The sequence below is a fragment of the Bathymodiolus thermophilus thioautotrophic gill symbiont genome (assembly GCF_003711265.1).
Classification (GTDB): Bacteria; Pseudomonadota; Gammaproteobacteria; order PS1; family Pseudothioglobaceae; genus Thiodubiliella.
On the sequence record NZ_CP024634.1, the window covers coordinates 1,299,730 to 1,314,357 of the forward strand.

The window sequence follows — 14,628 nt, forward strand, 5'->3', positions numbered from 1 at the left end:
AATTTACAAATGCGTGAAAGTTGACCCTTGGTTAACATTTATGTTTAATGCAAAGGTTTCAAATAATGAATTTTTGATAATTATTCATATTTATACACGGGTTTCAAATTAAAAACAATCAATTAAAATATTATAGAAAATGAAAAATACATTTAAGCAACCTGATTTCCACCCAAAAGACATCGTTACAACTGTTCAAACTTTAATCAAAGAAGGGTTAAAAGTGGTGGATGTCGCTGCCAAAGGCAAGACTTGGTCTGAGGTGATCGAACCTTTGGACAAGTTTGAATTTAAATTTGGGCAATATATTAGCGTGAATTCTCATCTCAATGCAGTTATGTTTAGCGAAGCATTTAACACCGAGTATGAAAAAACTTTACCACTGATCACTAATTTTTATACTGAAATTAACAGCAATAAACAGTTGTATCAAGTCTATAAGAATTTGTTGGACACGGACTTAAATAAGCAACAACAGCATATTATTAAAGAAAGTATTAAGGCTTTTGAACTTTCTGGCGTGGGGCTGATGGGTGAAAAATCTACTCGGTTTAAAGCCATTAAAGAGCGCTTAAGCATTTTGAGTAATCAATTTTTTAAAAACAGTTTGATGGCAACCAATGCATGGAAAAAAACAGTTTTCAAAGTGGATTTAAAGGGTTATGACGAAGACAAACTTGCCAAAGTCAAGTCGGCTAATGGTTATGAAATTAGTTTGCAAGCACCGATTTATATGGATGTGATGGCGTATGCGGATAAGCGTGATTTGCGAGAAGAGGTTTATAAAGCGTATGTTTCTCGTGCATCTGAAATCGGCATTACTGATAAAAAGTTTGACAATAAAGCCATTATGGATGAGATTTTGGTATTGCGTTTAGAGATGGCAAAAATATTGGGCTTTGAGCATTATGCACAACGCTCTATTGCCGCCAAAATGGTAGATTCTACCGAGCAAGTGTTAGAGTTTTTGCAAGATTTGGTGCAGCGATCAAAGCCACAGGCAGAACAAGAGTTGGCAGAACTTAAGGCTTTTTCGGGTATGGATTTAATGCCTTGGGATTTGGCGTATTATTCAGAAAAACTCAAACAGCAAAAATTTGGTTTTAAGCAATCAGATTTGGCACCATATTTTCCTGAAAAACAGGTGTTAAGCGGATTGTTTGCCACCATTGAGCGTCTTTATCAAGTTCACATTACAGTAGTAAATGAGAGTTGTTATCACGCAGATGTTCAGGTGTTGGATATTATCAATAAAGCAGGTTTGGTTGGGCGTATTTATTTGGATACATACGCTAGGGAAGACAAACGAGGTGGGGCGTGGATGGCGGATTATCAGTCATTGATGGGCGATAATAAACCGGTTGCTTTTGTGGTTTGTAATTTAAATTCTCCCTCTGATGGCAAGCCCGCTTTGTTTGAGTTCGATGAAATTGTTACTTTGTTTCATGAGTTTGGCCATGCGTTACACCATATATTAACCACGGTTAAGTATCCATCAGCAGCAGGTATTGCCGGTGTGCCTTGGGATGGGGTGGAGTTGCCAAGTCAGTATATGGAATTTTTCTGCTACGAACGAGTTGCGGTTAAATTGCTATCCAAGCATTGGCAAACGGGCGAATCGTTACCAGATGATTTGTATGATAAATTCATTGCTTCCAAGAACTTCCAATCGGCGCTCGGTATGTTGCGTCAATGTGAATTTTCTCTATGGGACATTAAAACGCATTTAGAAGACCGAGATACTTATGCGATCTTGGATGAAATCAGAAAAGAAACAGCCTTAATACCTAGTATAAATGAGAATCGTTTTTTAAACACTTTTGGGCATATTTTTAGTGGTGGGTATGCGGCAGGCTACTTTAGTTATAAATGGGCGGAAGTGCTGGCAGCAGATGCGTATTATTATGTCCAATCTCAAGGTGGCATTGGCTCGAATGCGGCAAATGCTTTTTTAAAGGAAATATTGCAAGTTGGTGGTAGTTTAGATTTTATGGCGCAATATATTAAATTCAGAGGAAAAGACCCAAGTATTAAAGCATTGCTTAAGTCAAATGGCATTTATGCTAAGGGTGAAAATGGGTAAAATGATTTCTTTTTATTAAAGAATAGGGCGGTTGCTTATGATTAAGATTTTAGTGGGTAGCATTGTGATTTTAGCGTTGACTGGCGGTGCAGTTCAATTTAAATCAACAGATGAATACTGGTCTTTAACAATGAACAAAGAAGTGGCAAAACACAGTGTGCAAAATGGTGTACTTAGGATTTATGATTTTGGTAAATCATTGTTTGATGACGGCATTAAGCAACTTTAATTTTCCCAGTCTAAAAAATAGTGAAATCTTTATATCAACATTAAGCCTTCACTTTTCACGCTAAATTGGCGATTTTTTAAACCCAGTCTTGGTTTTATTAAGACAGAGGCTCCCTGCATTAAAGATAAATAATTAACCCAAGGGTAATTTCATTCATTTGTAAAAATTACAACTGAATGAAGTTTGCCTTTAAAAAAAATTTAAAAAAAATCGCCAATTTGGTGAATTTAATTAATTCAAGTGTCCATCATAAAAAACGATAAGTTTTAAATTTTAGAGAATAAAATCGTTCCATTGGTGCCACCAAATCCAAACGAATTACTGATTGCATGGTTAATTTTCATCTCTCTGGCTTCATGGGCACAATAATCTAAATCGCAATTAGGATCTTGATTGATGATATTAATGGTGGGTGGTGACACTTGATCTCTGATTGATAAGGCAGTAAAAATTGCCTCAATGCCTCCAGCAGCTCCTAGCAAATGACCCGTCATTGATTTTGTAGAACTCATTACAATTTTGTGGGCATGATTGCCAAATGCCAACTTAGTTGCATCAGTTTCTGCTTGGTCGCCAGCAGGTGTAGAAGTGCCGTGTGCATTGATATAATCAATTTGTTCAGCATTAATGCCTGCATTTCGAAGTGCATTTTTTACACATCTAGCTGCACCTTTGCCCCCTTCAGAAGGCAAAGTCATGTGGTAGGCATCGCCACTCATGCCATAGCCCGAAACTTCGGCGTATATTTTTGCACCACGAGCTTTGGCGTGCTCGTATTCTTCTAGTACCACTACGCCAGAGCCATCACTAAGGACAAAGCCATCACGGTCTTTGTCCCAAGGTCTGGATGCGGTTGCTGGGTCATCGTTACGAGTGGAGAGGGCGCGTGCTGATGCAAACCCACCTAAGCCACAATTGGTGGTTGACATTTCAGCACCGCCAGCTATCATTACATCGGCATCGCCATATTCAATCAGACGCGATGCATCGCCGATATTGTGTGTGCCCGTTGTACATGCTGTTACAATGGCAAAATTTGGCCCTTTGAGACCATATTTAATAGACAAATTGCCAGAAATCATATTGATAATAGAAGAGGGGACAAAGAAGGGCGAAATTCGCCTTGCACCTTTTTCTCTAAAAAGGTCAACGGCTTTTTCAATGGAACCTAGTCCACCAATTCCTGAGCCAATTGCAACCCCAATGCGTTCGGCATTTTCCTCAGTAACTTCAAGTCCACTGTCTTCAATCGCCTGAATACCTGCCGCCATGCCATAATGAATAAAAACATCCATTTTTTTAGAATCTTTGGGTCTTAAGTAATCAGCAATATCAAAATCTTTAACTGAGCCACCAATAGTAACCGACTGCCCCTCAGTTTTAATATTACTTAAAGTGTTGATACCTGATTGCCCCTTAAGGATGTTATCCCATGCACTAGATATAGTTGATCCAACGGGGGAAACTATACCCATGCCTGTAATAACAACCCTTCTTTTATTCGTATTCATGCAAACGCCTCTTTTTTATATAAAAAAAGCGCTAACAAAAGCGCTTTTTTGAATTTAAGTCAATTAATGGAAATTACAAATTGTTATTGATATAGTCAATTGCTTGCTGAACTGTAGTAATATTTTCTGCTTCATCATCAGGGATTTCGCAGTCAAACTCTTCTTCAAGTGACATAACTAACTCAACAGTATCTAGGGAATCTGCACCTAAATCATCAATAAAAGAGGCATTATTGTCAATATCACCACTTGCGTCTAATTGTTCGGCTACCACTGCTTTTACTCTTTGCTCAATACTCATTTGTTATTTCCTGTGTAATAATTATAAAAGTTACATTTTATCGTAAAAATAGTTTTATGCAATAGTGTTTTTGCAACTATTTTTGATAACGGGTGGGGTCAACTATATTCGCCTCCTTGAAGCCGAGTTTTCTATATTCGCAAGCATCACAAAACCCGCAGGCATCGCCATTTTCATCTGCTTGATAGCAAGTGGTGGTCATGGCGTAATCCACGCCTAATGACAGACCTTTTTGAATGATTTGCGCCTTATGTAAATTTATTAATGGCGTGTGAATAGTAAGTTTTTGACCCTCAACACCTTGTTTGGTGGCAAGATTTGCCATGGTTTCAAAGGCGCTAATATATTCTGCACGACAATCTGGGTAGCCTGAATAATCCAGTGCATTAACGCCGATAAAGATGTCTTGGCATTCTAGCACTTCTGCCCATGCCATTGCATAAGACAAAAAGATGGTGTTGCGTGCAGGCACATAAGTAATGGGAATGTCGTTACTTTTTTTAAATTTTGGCACATCAATCGCACTGTCAGTAAGTGCAGATCCGCCAATATCGCTTAAAGAGATGGTCATAATGCGGTGTTCAGTAGCAGAAAACAATTCAGAAACCTGTTTGGCAGCATTCAGTTCTGATTTTTGTTTTTGCCCATAATCAAAACTTAATGCGTAGCAATCAAACCCTTGGGATTTGGCAATGGCAAGGGTGGTGGTAGAGTCCAAACCACCCGATAAAAGAACGACTGCTTTAGACATTGGCAAGATTTCCTTTTTCTTCCAGCCACTTCTTTCGGTCTGGCGCACGCTTTTTACTGAGTAACATATCCATTGTTTGGTTTACTTGTAGGGGGTTATCAAGTGTTAATTGAATCAATCGGCGGGTGTCGGGCAACATTGTGGTTTCTCGCAGTTGCGAGGGGTTCATTTCACCCAAGCCTTTAAAGCGCTGGACTTGAATTTTAACGCGTTTGTTGTCTTTTTCTATTTTCTTAATTGTGGCATCGCGTTCAGCATTGTCTAGTGCATAATGTACTTGTTTGCCAGCATCAATGCGATATAGTGGCGGCATTGCGACATAAATATGCCCCTCTTTGACTAACTTTGGAAAGTGTTTGACAAATAGCGTGCAAATCAAGGTGGCAATATGTGCACCATCTGAGTCTGCATCTGCCAAAATACAAATTTTTCCATATCTTAGCCCTGACAAGTCATTACAGTTTGGCTCTAAGCCAATGGCAACGCTGATATCGTGTATTTCATTACTGGCCAACACTTGATCCGAATCGACTTCCCAAGTGTTTAAGATCTTGCCTCGTAATGGCAAGATAGCCTGGTATTCTTTGTCTCGTGCTTGTTTGGCAGAGCCACCTGCAGAATCTCCTTCAACGAGAAATACTTCAGTTTGATTGAGGTCAATACTGGTGCAATCTGATAGTTTACCCGGTAGGGCAGGGCCACTTACTATTTTTTTGCGTATCACTTTTTTCCCTATTTTCATCCGTGATTGCGCATTCATAATTGCCAATTCGGCAATCTTTTCAGCAATTGAAGTGTGTTGGTTTAACCAAAGGCTAAATATATCTTTAACCACATTAGCAACAAAACCTGCGCATTCTCTAGAGGACAGTCGTTCTTTGGTTTGTCCTGAGAATTGTGGGTCTAAAATTTTAATAGACAATACATAGGCGATTTTTTGCCAAACATCATCGGGTGTAAGCTTAAGGTTCTTTGGCAATAGATTTCTAAATTCACAGAATTCTTTTAAAGCATCTGTTAATCCAGATCGTAACCCGTTAACATGTGTGCCACCTTGGGAAGTGGGAATGAGATTGACATAACTTTCACTGATGACATTGGTGTTGTATTCTGTCCACGCTAAGGAGCAATGCATTTGCTGTTCATTGGACTCATAAGTTACGACAAATGGCACTTCTGGTAAACAGTCTAAGCCATCAAGTGAAATGGACAGATAATCTTTTAAACCATCTTTATAACTCCAATGGTCTTCGGTGCCGTCAATTTCATTGCGGAAAGTAACCTCTAAACCTGGGCATAATACTGCTTTTGAGCGTAAATTGTGTCTTAACTTGGTAACAGAAAATTTAACTGTGTCAAAAAATTGTGCATCTGGAATAAACTTAACTTTGGTACCTGTGTTGCGCTTTCCAACAGTGCCAACTACTTCCAGTTCAGATTTTTTAAGACCATTGGAAAATGAAATATAATGTGTTTTAGAATCGCGTTTAATCCACACTTCCACCAAGGTTGACAGGGCATTTACCACTGAAATACCAACCCCGTGCAAGCCTCCAGAAAATTGATAAGAATCGTTTGAAAACTTACCCCCCGCATGCAGTTTGGTAAGAATTACCTCAACACCCGATATCCCTTCTTCGGGGTGAATGTCAACAGGCATACCACGACCGTTATCTTCCACTGAGATGGAATTATCTTTGCAAAGCACCACATTGATCTTGGTGGCGTATCCAGCCACCGCTTCATCGACGCTGTTATCAATAACTTCTTGTGCCAAATGATTGGGACGCTCAGTTTCTGTGTACATTCCGGGGCGTTTACGCACTGGATCTAAGCCTGACAATACCTCGATGGAAGACGAATCATAGTTACTCATAAATGAACCCAATTTGATTTAGAAAGGCTTGCAAATGATAAATTTTTCACCCAAATATATATAAAATAATCTGTTATTTGGCGAATTTTAAAGCAGAGAAAGCGTCGTTTTGTTTGTTTCATAAGTTGTAAAAAGTTAATGCAATAATTATACAATTGTTTCAAGTTATTTTGAAAAGTATCATACCAAAAAAAGCCCCGTAAAAACGAGGCTTTTTATAACTAAAAGTCAGATGATTTACATCATTCCGCCCATGCCCCCCATATCTGGGGCTGCAGGTGCAGATTCTTGCGGTGTATCAGTAATCATTGCTTCAGTGGTAATCATCAAGCCAGAGATACTTGCTGCATGTTGCAAAGCAGCGCGAGTGACTTTGGTTGGATCAAGAATACCCATTTTCAGCATATCGCCATATTCATCTGTGCTAGCATTGTAGCCATGGTTGCCTGTGCCTTTAATGACTTCATTAAGAACAACAGAAGGCTCGCCGCCACCATTCGAAATAATTTGTCTTAAAGGTGCTTCCATGGCGCGTTTGGTTATTTCAATGCCAATGTCTTGGTCGTGATTGTCACCTGTTAATTTATCTAAGGCTTTAATTGCACGAACCAAGGCAACACCACCACCCGGTACTACGCCTTCTTGCACAGCGGCACGCGTGGCATGAAGTGCATCATCAACACGGTCTTTCTTTTCTTTCATTTCAACTTCAGTGGCAGCGCCTACTTTGATAACGGCAACACCGCCAGATAATTTAGCCAAGCGTTCTTGTAGTTTTTCCATATCATACTCAGAAGTGGTTTGCTCTAATTGCGCTTTGATTTGTTTAATACGACCAGCAATGTCTTCTTTTGAGCCTGAACCATCAACAACCACAGTTTCATCTTTGCCAACTTCAATGCGTTTAGCAGAACCTAACTGTTCTTCGGTGATGGCTTCAAGGGACAAACCAACTTCTTCTGAAATTACCACAGCACCTGTTAGCACGGCAAGGTCTTGCAAAATTGCTTTACGACGGTCGCCAAAGCCTGGAGATTTAACTGCCACTACTTTAACAATGCCACGCATATTATTAACAACCAAAGTTGCTAAGGCTTCCCCTTCAATGTCTTCAGCAATAACCAAAAGAGGGCGGCCAGACTTCTGCACGATTTCTAAAGCAGGCAATAAATCACGGATGTTTGAGACTTTTGACTCATTCAATAAGATTAAAGGTGATTCTAAATCGGCACTCATATTGTCTTGGTTGTTGACAAAATAAGGCGATAAATAACCGCGTTCAAACTGCATACCTTCAACCACATCTAATTCATTGTTAAGACCTGAGCCTTCTTCAACAGTAATAACCCCTTCTTTGCCCACTTTTTCCATGGCTTCAGCAATAATATCACCAACGCTTGTATCAGAGTTGGCAGAAATTGTACCCACTTGAGCGATTGATTTGGTGTCATCACAAGGTTGAGAAAGATCGTGTAGTGCTTTGACAGCCACTTCGGTAGCCTTGTCAATACCACGCTTAAGATCCATTGGGTTCATGCCAGCAGAAACTGCTTTAACACCTTCGGTTATCAAGGCTTGTGCCAATACGGTTGCCGTTGTTGTGCCATCGCCAGCGATGTCGTTGGTTTTGGAGGCAACTTCTTTCACCATTTGCGCACCCATATTTTCAAACTTATTTTCCAACTCAATTTCTTGTGCTACGGAAACGCCATCTTTGGTAATGGTTGGTGCACCGAATGAACGGTCTAAAACCACATTACGACCCTTAGGGCCCAAGGTTACTTTTACTGCATTAGCCAGTATGTTAACGCCGTTTAGCATTAAATTTCTGGCGTCTATGCCAAATTCTATATCTTTTACACTCATTCTAATCTCCTTTATTCAATAATAGCAACGATATCGCTTTCGCTCATCACCAATAGGGTTTCGCCTTTCACTTTAATTTCTGTGCCAGCGAATTGACCAAATAAAACTTTATCTTTAACTTTGACATCCAAGGCAATCACATCACCATGGTCATTTCTTCTACCATTACCCACGGCAACAATAATGCCTTCTGAAGGCTTTTCACTTGCTGAACCAGGGATAATCAAGCCACTTTCTGTGGTTTTTTCTTCTTCTGATCTGCGAACGACCACACGGTCGTGTAGGGGGCGAATATTCATTTTTTCTCCTATTTAATTTTTGAGTTTTTAAACTTGTTCTTTTAACAAGCTCTTAAGCTTTTGCATGGCTTTGTTTTCAAGTTGACGAATCCTTTCAGCAGAAACATCATACTTGTCTGCTAAAGTATGTAGGGTCGTTTTCTCTTCTTTCAAGTATCTAGATTGCAAAATATCCAAACTTCTTTCATCAAGTGCGGAAAGTGCTTTGTAGAGTTGTTGTTGCTGGTTTTTTCGAGTGTCGTTACTGAGTAATAATTGCTCAGGTGTTTGTGCATTAGCGTCAGTTAGGTAACGCTCTGGTGCAAAGGTATTTTCTTCGTCTGAGTCTGTAGCCTCAAAAGCAACATCATTGAATTGTAATCGAGATTCCATTTCCAAAACATCTTTAGGGCGCACACCCAGTTCATTGGCTATTTCTTCTGCTTGTTCTGCACTAAGGGAGGTATAGATATGTGATTTTGCTTTTTTAAGTTTAAAAAATAATTTGCGCTGTGATTTCGTCGTCGCAACCTTGACAATCTTCCAGTTTTTAAAGATAAATTCGTGAATTTCAGCACGAATCCAATAAACTGCGTAAGAAGCAAGGCGTACATTTTTATTGGGATTAAAGCGCTTAACCGCCTTCATTAAACCAATCGTGCCTTCTTGAATTAAATCTGCTTGCTCAAGCCCATAACCTTTATAGCCATGTGCAATAAAAGCAACAAAACGCATGTGTGATAATACCAGTTTTCTGGCTGCGCTTAAATCGTGGTTTTCATACAATTCAACAGCCAAGGCATATTCTTCTTCTGCCGATAGAATCGGCGGATATTTTTGAACACCAATGCCAGTATTTGCACTAGGCGTTTGAACGCTGGGTAGGGTAGATTTTTGATTCATTGTCTTGTATTAAAGAGGAGAAAACACAAAAGTATTATACCTTAATTTAAGGTTTTTTTATAAGGCTTCCGCACCCAATTTAAAAAATAGGAAATGCAAATTTAGTGCCAATTTGCTGTGTTTAATTATTAGGTTGATAAAGGGTTGGCTATAATTTATATTTTCTATTGTCGGGTTAGAGATGCAAGCAAGGTTTGGTGCTTAGAAAATTGTTGCTCGGTGTCTAATCTCTGCGAATGAATAATATTGGACAAGTCATCGAGTGCCGTTTCAAAGTCATCGTTAATGACCAAATAGTCAAATTCATTATAATGTTGCATTTCACTGACAGCGTCTTGCATTCTGCGTTCAATAATGGCTGCATCGTCCTGCCCTCTACCGGTTAAACGCTCTCTAAGTGCCTCAATAGAAGGGGGGATGATAAAGATGCTGATAATATTTGGAAAACTTTTTTCAACTTGTCTGGCACCTTGCCAATCAATTTCTAAAATCACATCTTGATCTGCTGCCAATAAATCTTTAACCGTTTGTTTGGCACTGCCATAGTAATTGTCAAACACACAAGCCGATTCAATAAAGCCATCATTGTCGTTGATGGCATCAAACTCATCTTTGTCAACAAAGAAGTAGTTTTTTCCATGTATTTCACCTGGACGAGCCACACGAGTAGTGTGTGAGACTGAGACACAAAGATTTTGCGTTTTTTCAATCAAGGCTTTGACCAAAGAGGTTTTGCCACAACCAGAGGGGGCGGCGATAATAAATAGATTGGCCATTATTCTTTTGTGTAACCTACAATGTCATCAGCTCCGTCTGCTGAAAAGAAGAATTTTTCCATTTGTTCTTTTAAGTAACTTTGTGCTTTTTCGTCTAACATATTAAGGTTATTTTCGTTAATTAACATGGTTTGATGATCTAGCCATGCTTGCCAGCCCTGTTTGGACACATTGTCTAAAATGCGTTTGCCCAGTTCACCTGGATAAGGCGCTCGCTCTAAAGCTTCGAGTTCTTTGTTTAGTTGGATACAATTTACAGTGTTCATAATTCCCTCATTTTTACACCCAACAGTCTTAAACTTACAAAATAAATAAGCACTGAAAGGCTAATGACATACCCTATTTCTAACACTCTGTTCCAAGCGCTGGCATTTAGGTAGTCATTGATTGTTTGATTAAAATTTAAAATAAAGATGGCTATTATAATAGTTGCCAGTAAAACTTTAAGAAATAGTTTGAAAAAATTCTTAGAAAGCGTAAAAATAGCACGCTGATTTAAGTAATAATACAATAAAGAGGCGTTGATAGCCGCAGATATTGAGGTGGCAATTGCCAAACCTGTGTGTGCATAGTAATAAGCCAATATGGCGTTTAAAAACACATTGGTACCCATTGCTATTATGCCTACTTTAACAGGCGTCTTGGTGTCGCCTCTGGCAAGAAACACAGGTGCTAAAATTTTGATGGTAATAAATGCTATCAATCCAACGCCATAAGCCATCAGACTAAGTGCAGATTGATGAGCAGCGAAGGCATCAAATTTATCATATTGAAACAAAGTAATCATTAGGGGTTCTGCCAACAAAACAAGCCCTATACAAGCAGGTGCACCCAATATTAAGCCAATTTTGAGTGCATAGTCCACTGTGCGGGTAAATTTTTGCTCATCTTTGTTGGCAAAATGACGACTGAGTTTAGCCAGGGCTACTGTTGCTAAGGCAATGCCAATCAATGCCAAAGGCAATTCTAGCAATCTGTCTGAATAGTACAACCAAGACACGCTACCACTGACCATCATGGTGGCAATCATGGTGTCAATTAGTAGGTTGATTTGTGATACTGAAACACCGAATAGGGCGGGTATTAGTCGTTTTTTGAGGGTTTTTACAGCTTGGTGGTCGCCTTTTACCAGGCGAGGCATTTTTTTGATTTTGATTAAAAATGGGATTTGAAATAACAATTGCACAACACCACCAATCAACACTCCCCAAGCCAGTGCCATAATGGGCGTGTCTAAATTTCCTGACAAATAAACTGCACACAAAATCATGGAAATATTTAACAGCACAGGGGTAAAGGCAGGTATCGAAAATTTGTCGTAAGTATTGAGAATGCTACCCGCAAATGCGGTTAATGAAATCAGTAATAGGTAGGGAAAAGTAATGCGCAACATATCTGTTGCCAAGTTAAACTTGGTTGGATCGGCATCAAAATAAAAGCCCCAAGCAAACACAAAGATAATGGCAGGAGCGATGATTACGGCGATCAAAGTAAGAACAATGAGAGTGGTTAGGAATTTGGTGCCAATATGGTTGATGATATTTTGCACTTCCGCTTCACTGTGATTGGCTTTAGCGTCAGCTAAAATGGGTACAAATGCCTGAGAAAAAGCACCTTCACCAAACAAACGCCTGAGAAAATTAGGGATTTTGAAAGCAACTAAAAAGGCATCTGTTAAGCCATTTGCACCAAAGTATCGTGCCACAATATAATCACGAATTAACCCTAAAATTCGTGATATAAAAGTCATTATAGTAACAACACCACTAGACTTTAAAAAAGACTTGTCCACCTAGGTGTTATTCTTCGTTAGGGCCACGCATAATGCCTGCTTTAGAGCTGCGGATACAGGCTACGAATTGTAGGACTTCCACATGATCGGATTCGGTTTCTTCCAATTTTTTTAAAGATTGGTCAAGCAACCCAGAGCCACGATAAACTATTTTAAAAGCGCGTTTAATGGCAGCAATTGCATTCGTTGAAAAGCCTCGACGGCGCATACCTTCGGCATTAATGCTACGAACACGAGTTTGCACACCTGATGCCAGCATATAAGAGGGAATGTCTTTGTTGATTTGACAACCCATGCCAACATAAGTATGCATACCAATCATACAAAATTGTTTAACCAAGGTAAAACCACCCAGAATTGCCCAATCTTGTATGCGCACATGCCCAGCTAATGAGGCGTTGTTTGACATAATAATATGGTTGCCAATATAGCAATCATGGGCAATATGCACATACGCCATAAACAGATTATTGGAGCCAACACGAGTAATAGATTCATCTTTTTCTGTACCACGATTAATGGTGCAAAATTCTCGAATTTGATTGTCATTGCCAATAATCAAATTAGATTCTTGTCCGGCTTCATAAGTAATGTCTTGCGGATCGCCACCAATCGAGGTGAATGAATAAATATGGTTATTTTTGCCAATTTTGGTTGGCCCTTGTATGACAGCGTGGGATTCTACAACGGTGCCTGAGTCAATTTCAACATTTGCACCAATGATAGTGTACGCACATATTTTGGCATCTTTATGAATTTTTGCACTGGGGTCAACAACTGCACTGGGATGTATTGTCATACTAGTCCTCGTTTAACTTGCGGCTTTTTGGGTGCACATTAATTCAGCAGTAGTCACTATCTTTCCATCAACTGTGGCAGCACATTTAAACTTCCAAATGCCGCGTTTAACCGCTAAAACTTCTACTTCAAGGTGCAATTGGTCACCCGGCTCAACCATGCGTTTAAAACGCACTTTATCCACACCAACCAGCATATAAATTTGCCCATCAATTGGTTTGCCCACTTCAGATTTAAATGCCAGAATACCTGTGGCTTGTGCCAACGCCTCAATAATCAACACGCCTGGCATAATTGGTTGCGCTGGAAAGTGTCCAGTGAATTGTGGCTCATTAAAAGAAACATTTTTGAGAGCAACGATAGATTTGCCGATTTCTAATTCTAGTACCCTGTCAATCATTAGAAAAGGGTAGCGGTGTGGTAAATAATTTTTAACATCTTGAATGTTCATTTCCATGTTTATCGTCCTTTTAAGTGTTTCAATTGAATGTTTAAGTATTGTGTGATTTTATCAAGTTTTAACAACCATATTTGGGTTCTTTTCCAATCTGAATGCGGAGAAATGGAGGTAAAGCCTGTGTAGCGCCCTTTATCTAAATGTTTGTCCACCGTACTGGCACCAGTAATAACAACATCGTCTGCTAAGTGTATATGGCTGGCAATCACTGCACCACCACCAATTTGGCATCGCCTGCCCAATGTTACACTACCGCCAATGGTTACACCAGCAGCAATTGCTGTGTTTTCACCCAAACTGACATTGTGGGCAATGTGCACCAAGTTATCAAGACGCACACCATTGTGTATTTGCGTGTCTTCCAATGTGCCTCTGTCGATAACTGTATTTGCACCAATAGCAACATCATTCCCAATGACCACATTGCCTAAATGTGCAATAGTGTGCCAATGTCCTTGACTGTCCAGAGCGTTGCCAAAACCTTCTGAACCGATGACCACGCCTGCTGAGAGCGAGACATTGTTGCCAATGGTGCAGTTTTGCAAAACAGTCACATTGGGTTGGATAACGACATTATTCCCTATTGTTACACCTTGCTCAATGACTGTATTGGCGCCAATGGTGCAGTCTTTGCCAATCCTAACATGTGCTCCAATAGTGCAATTTTTGGCAATGTTTTTGCTGTTAATTTGAGCGCTGGTGTGGACACCATCAAAATAGGTGGGTGGTTGCTTAAAATAATGCGTAATTTGAGCAAAAGCCAAATAAACATCATCCACCACAAGGGCGTTAGTGGGGCAATCTTTTAACAAATCCTTGGTTATGATGACTGCACCTGCTGTTAAGGTTGGTAAATCTGATTTGTATTTATTGGAGGCAACATAAGTAAGTTGATCTTTTTGTGCATTAAAACTAGTGGCAAGACTGTTGATTTTTATTGACGCATCGCCTATTAATTCGGCGTCAATAAAAGTGGCAATGTCTTTTAATATATACATTATTAAGCG

The 14,628-nt window shown here is 39.6% G+C and carries 15 protein-coding genes; 2 read left to right on the forward strand and 13 right to left on the reverse strand.

Going from position 1 to position 14,628, the window contains the following annotated elements; translation table 11 throughout:
- Positions 1-139: 139 nt before the first annotated feature.
- On the forward strand, positions 140-2,083 hold the full coding sequence (locus MS2017_RS05030) for a M3 family metallopeptidase (protein ID WP_122951472.1): 1,944 nt from the start codon (positions 140-142) through the stop codon (positions 2,081-2,083).
- A gap of 37 nt (positions 2,084-2,120) precedes the next feature.
- Positions 2,121-2,312: a hypothetical protein gene (locus tag MS2017_RS05035; RefSeq protein ID WP_122951473.1), complete on the forward strand. Its 192-nt coding sequence runs from the start codon at positions 2,121-2,123 to the stop codon at positions 2,310-2,312.
- A gap of 266 nt (positions 2,313-2,578) precedes the next feature.
- Here the strand turns inward: MS2017_RS05035 and fabF are convergent, their stop codons facing one another.
- The 13 genes from fabF to lpxD form a co-directional block, all read right to left on the reverse strand.
- Positions 2,579-3,823: a beta-ketoacyl-ACP synthase II gene (gene fabF, locus MS2017_RS05040; RefSeq protein ID WP_122951474.1), complete on the reverse strand. Its 1,245-nt coding sequence runs from the start codon at positions 3,821-3,823 to the stop codon at positions 2,579-2,581.
- Between the two features lie 73 nt (positions 3,824-3,896).
- Positions 3,897-4,124, reverse strand: a complete 228-nt coding sequence (acpP, locus tag MS2017_RS05045; RefSeq protein WP_071563580.1) for an acyl carrier protein — start codon at positions 4,122-4,124, stop codon at positions 3,897-3,899.
- Between the two features lie 76 nt (positions 4,125-4,200).
- Positions 4,201-4,875 (reverse strand): 7-cyano-7-deazaguanine synthase QueC, encoded by a 675-nt coding sequence (gene queC, locus MS2017_RS05050; RefSeq protein ID WP_071563581.1) that lies wholly within the window; start codon positions 4,873-4,875, stop codon positions 4,201-4,203.
- A complete protein-coding gene (gene parE, locus MS2017_RS05055) occupies positions 4,868-6,751 on the reverse strand; it encodes a DNA topoisomerase IV subunit B (RefSeq protein ID WP_071563582.1) in 1,884 nt (627 codons plus the stop codon). The genes queC and parE overlap by 8 nt, the downstream gene beginning before the upstream one ends.
- Positions 6,752-6,988: 237 nt before the next feature.
- Positions 6,989-8,617, reverse strand: a complete 1,629-nt coding sequence (gene groL / locus MS2017_RS05060; protein WP_071563583.1) for a chaperonin GroEL — start codon at positions 8,615-8,617, stop codon at positions 6,989-6,991.
- An 11-nt stretch (positions 8,618-8,628) separates the two neighbouring features.
- Positions 8,629-8,916, reverse strand: coding sequence for a co-chaperone GroES (locus tag MS2017_RS05065; protein WP_071563584.1), 288 nt, complete (start codon positions 8,914-8,916; stop codon positions 8,629-8,631).
- 27 nt (positions 8,917-8,943) lie between these two features.
- On the reverse strand, positions 8,944-9,798 hold the full coding sequence (rpoH, locus tag MS2017_RS05070; protein WP_122951475.1) for an RNA polymerase sigma factor RpoH: 855 nt from the start codon (positions 9,796-9,798) through the stop codon (positions 8,944-8,946).
- Between the two features lie 164 nt (positions 9,799-9,962).
- Entirely contained in the window at positions 9,963-10,574 is a 612-nt protein-coding gene (gene gmk, locus MS2017_RS05075) for a guanylate kinase (protein ID WP_071563585.1), read from the reverse strand.
- A complete protein-coding gene (locus MS2017_RS05080; RefSeq protein ID WP_071563586.1) occupies positions 10,574-10,840 on the reverse strand; it encodes an oxidative damage protection protein in 267 nt (88 codons plus the stop codon). The genes gmk and MS2017_RS05080 overlap by 1 nt, the downstream gene beginning before the upstream one ends.
- Positions 10,837-12,366 (reverse strand): murein biosynthesis integral membrane protein MurJ, encoded by a 1,530-nt coding sequence (gene murJ, locus MS2017_RS05085; protein ID WP_122951476.1) that lies wholly within the window; start codon positions 12,364-12,366, stop codon positions 10,837-10,839. The genes MS2017_RS05080 and murJ overlap by 4 nt, the downstream gene beginning before the upstream one ends.
- Before the next feature lie 7 nt (positions 12,367-12,373).
- A complete protein-coding gene (gene lpxA, locus MS2017_RS05090) occupies positions 12,374-13,165 on the reverse strand; it encodes an acyl-ACP--UDP-N-acetylglucosamine O-acyltransferase (RefSeq protein WP_122951477.1) in 792 nt (263 codons plus the stop codon).
- A gap of 12 nt (positions 13,166-13,177) precedes the next feature.
- On the reverse strand, positions 13,178-13,621 hold the full coding sequence (gene fabZ / locus MS2017_RS05095; protein ID WP_122951478.1) for a 3-hydroxyacyl-ACP dehydratase FabZ: 444 nt from the start codon (positions 13,619-13,621) through the stop codon (positions 13,178-13,180).
- Positions 13,622-13,623: 2 nt separating this feature from the next.
- Complete coding sequence (lpxD, locus tag MS2017_RS05100; RefSeq protein WP_122951479.1) at positions 13,624-14,619, reverse strand: UDP-3-O-(3-hydroxymyristoyl)glucosamine N-acyltransferase; 996 nt, start codon at positions 14,617-14,619, stop codon at positions 13,624-13,626.
- Between the last annotated feature and the right edge of the window lie 9 nt (positions 14,620-14,628).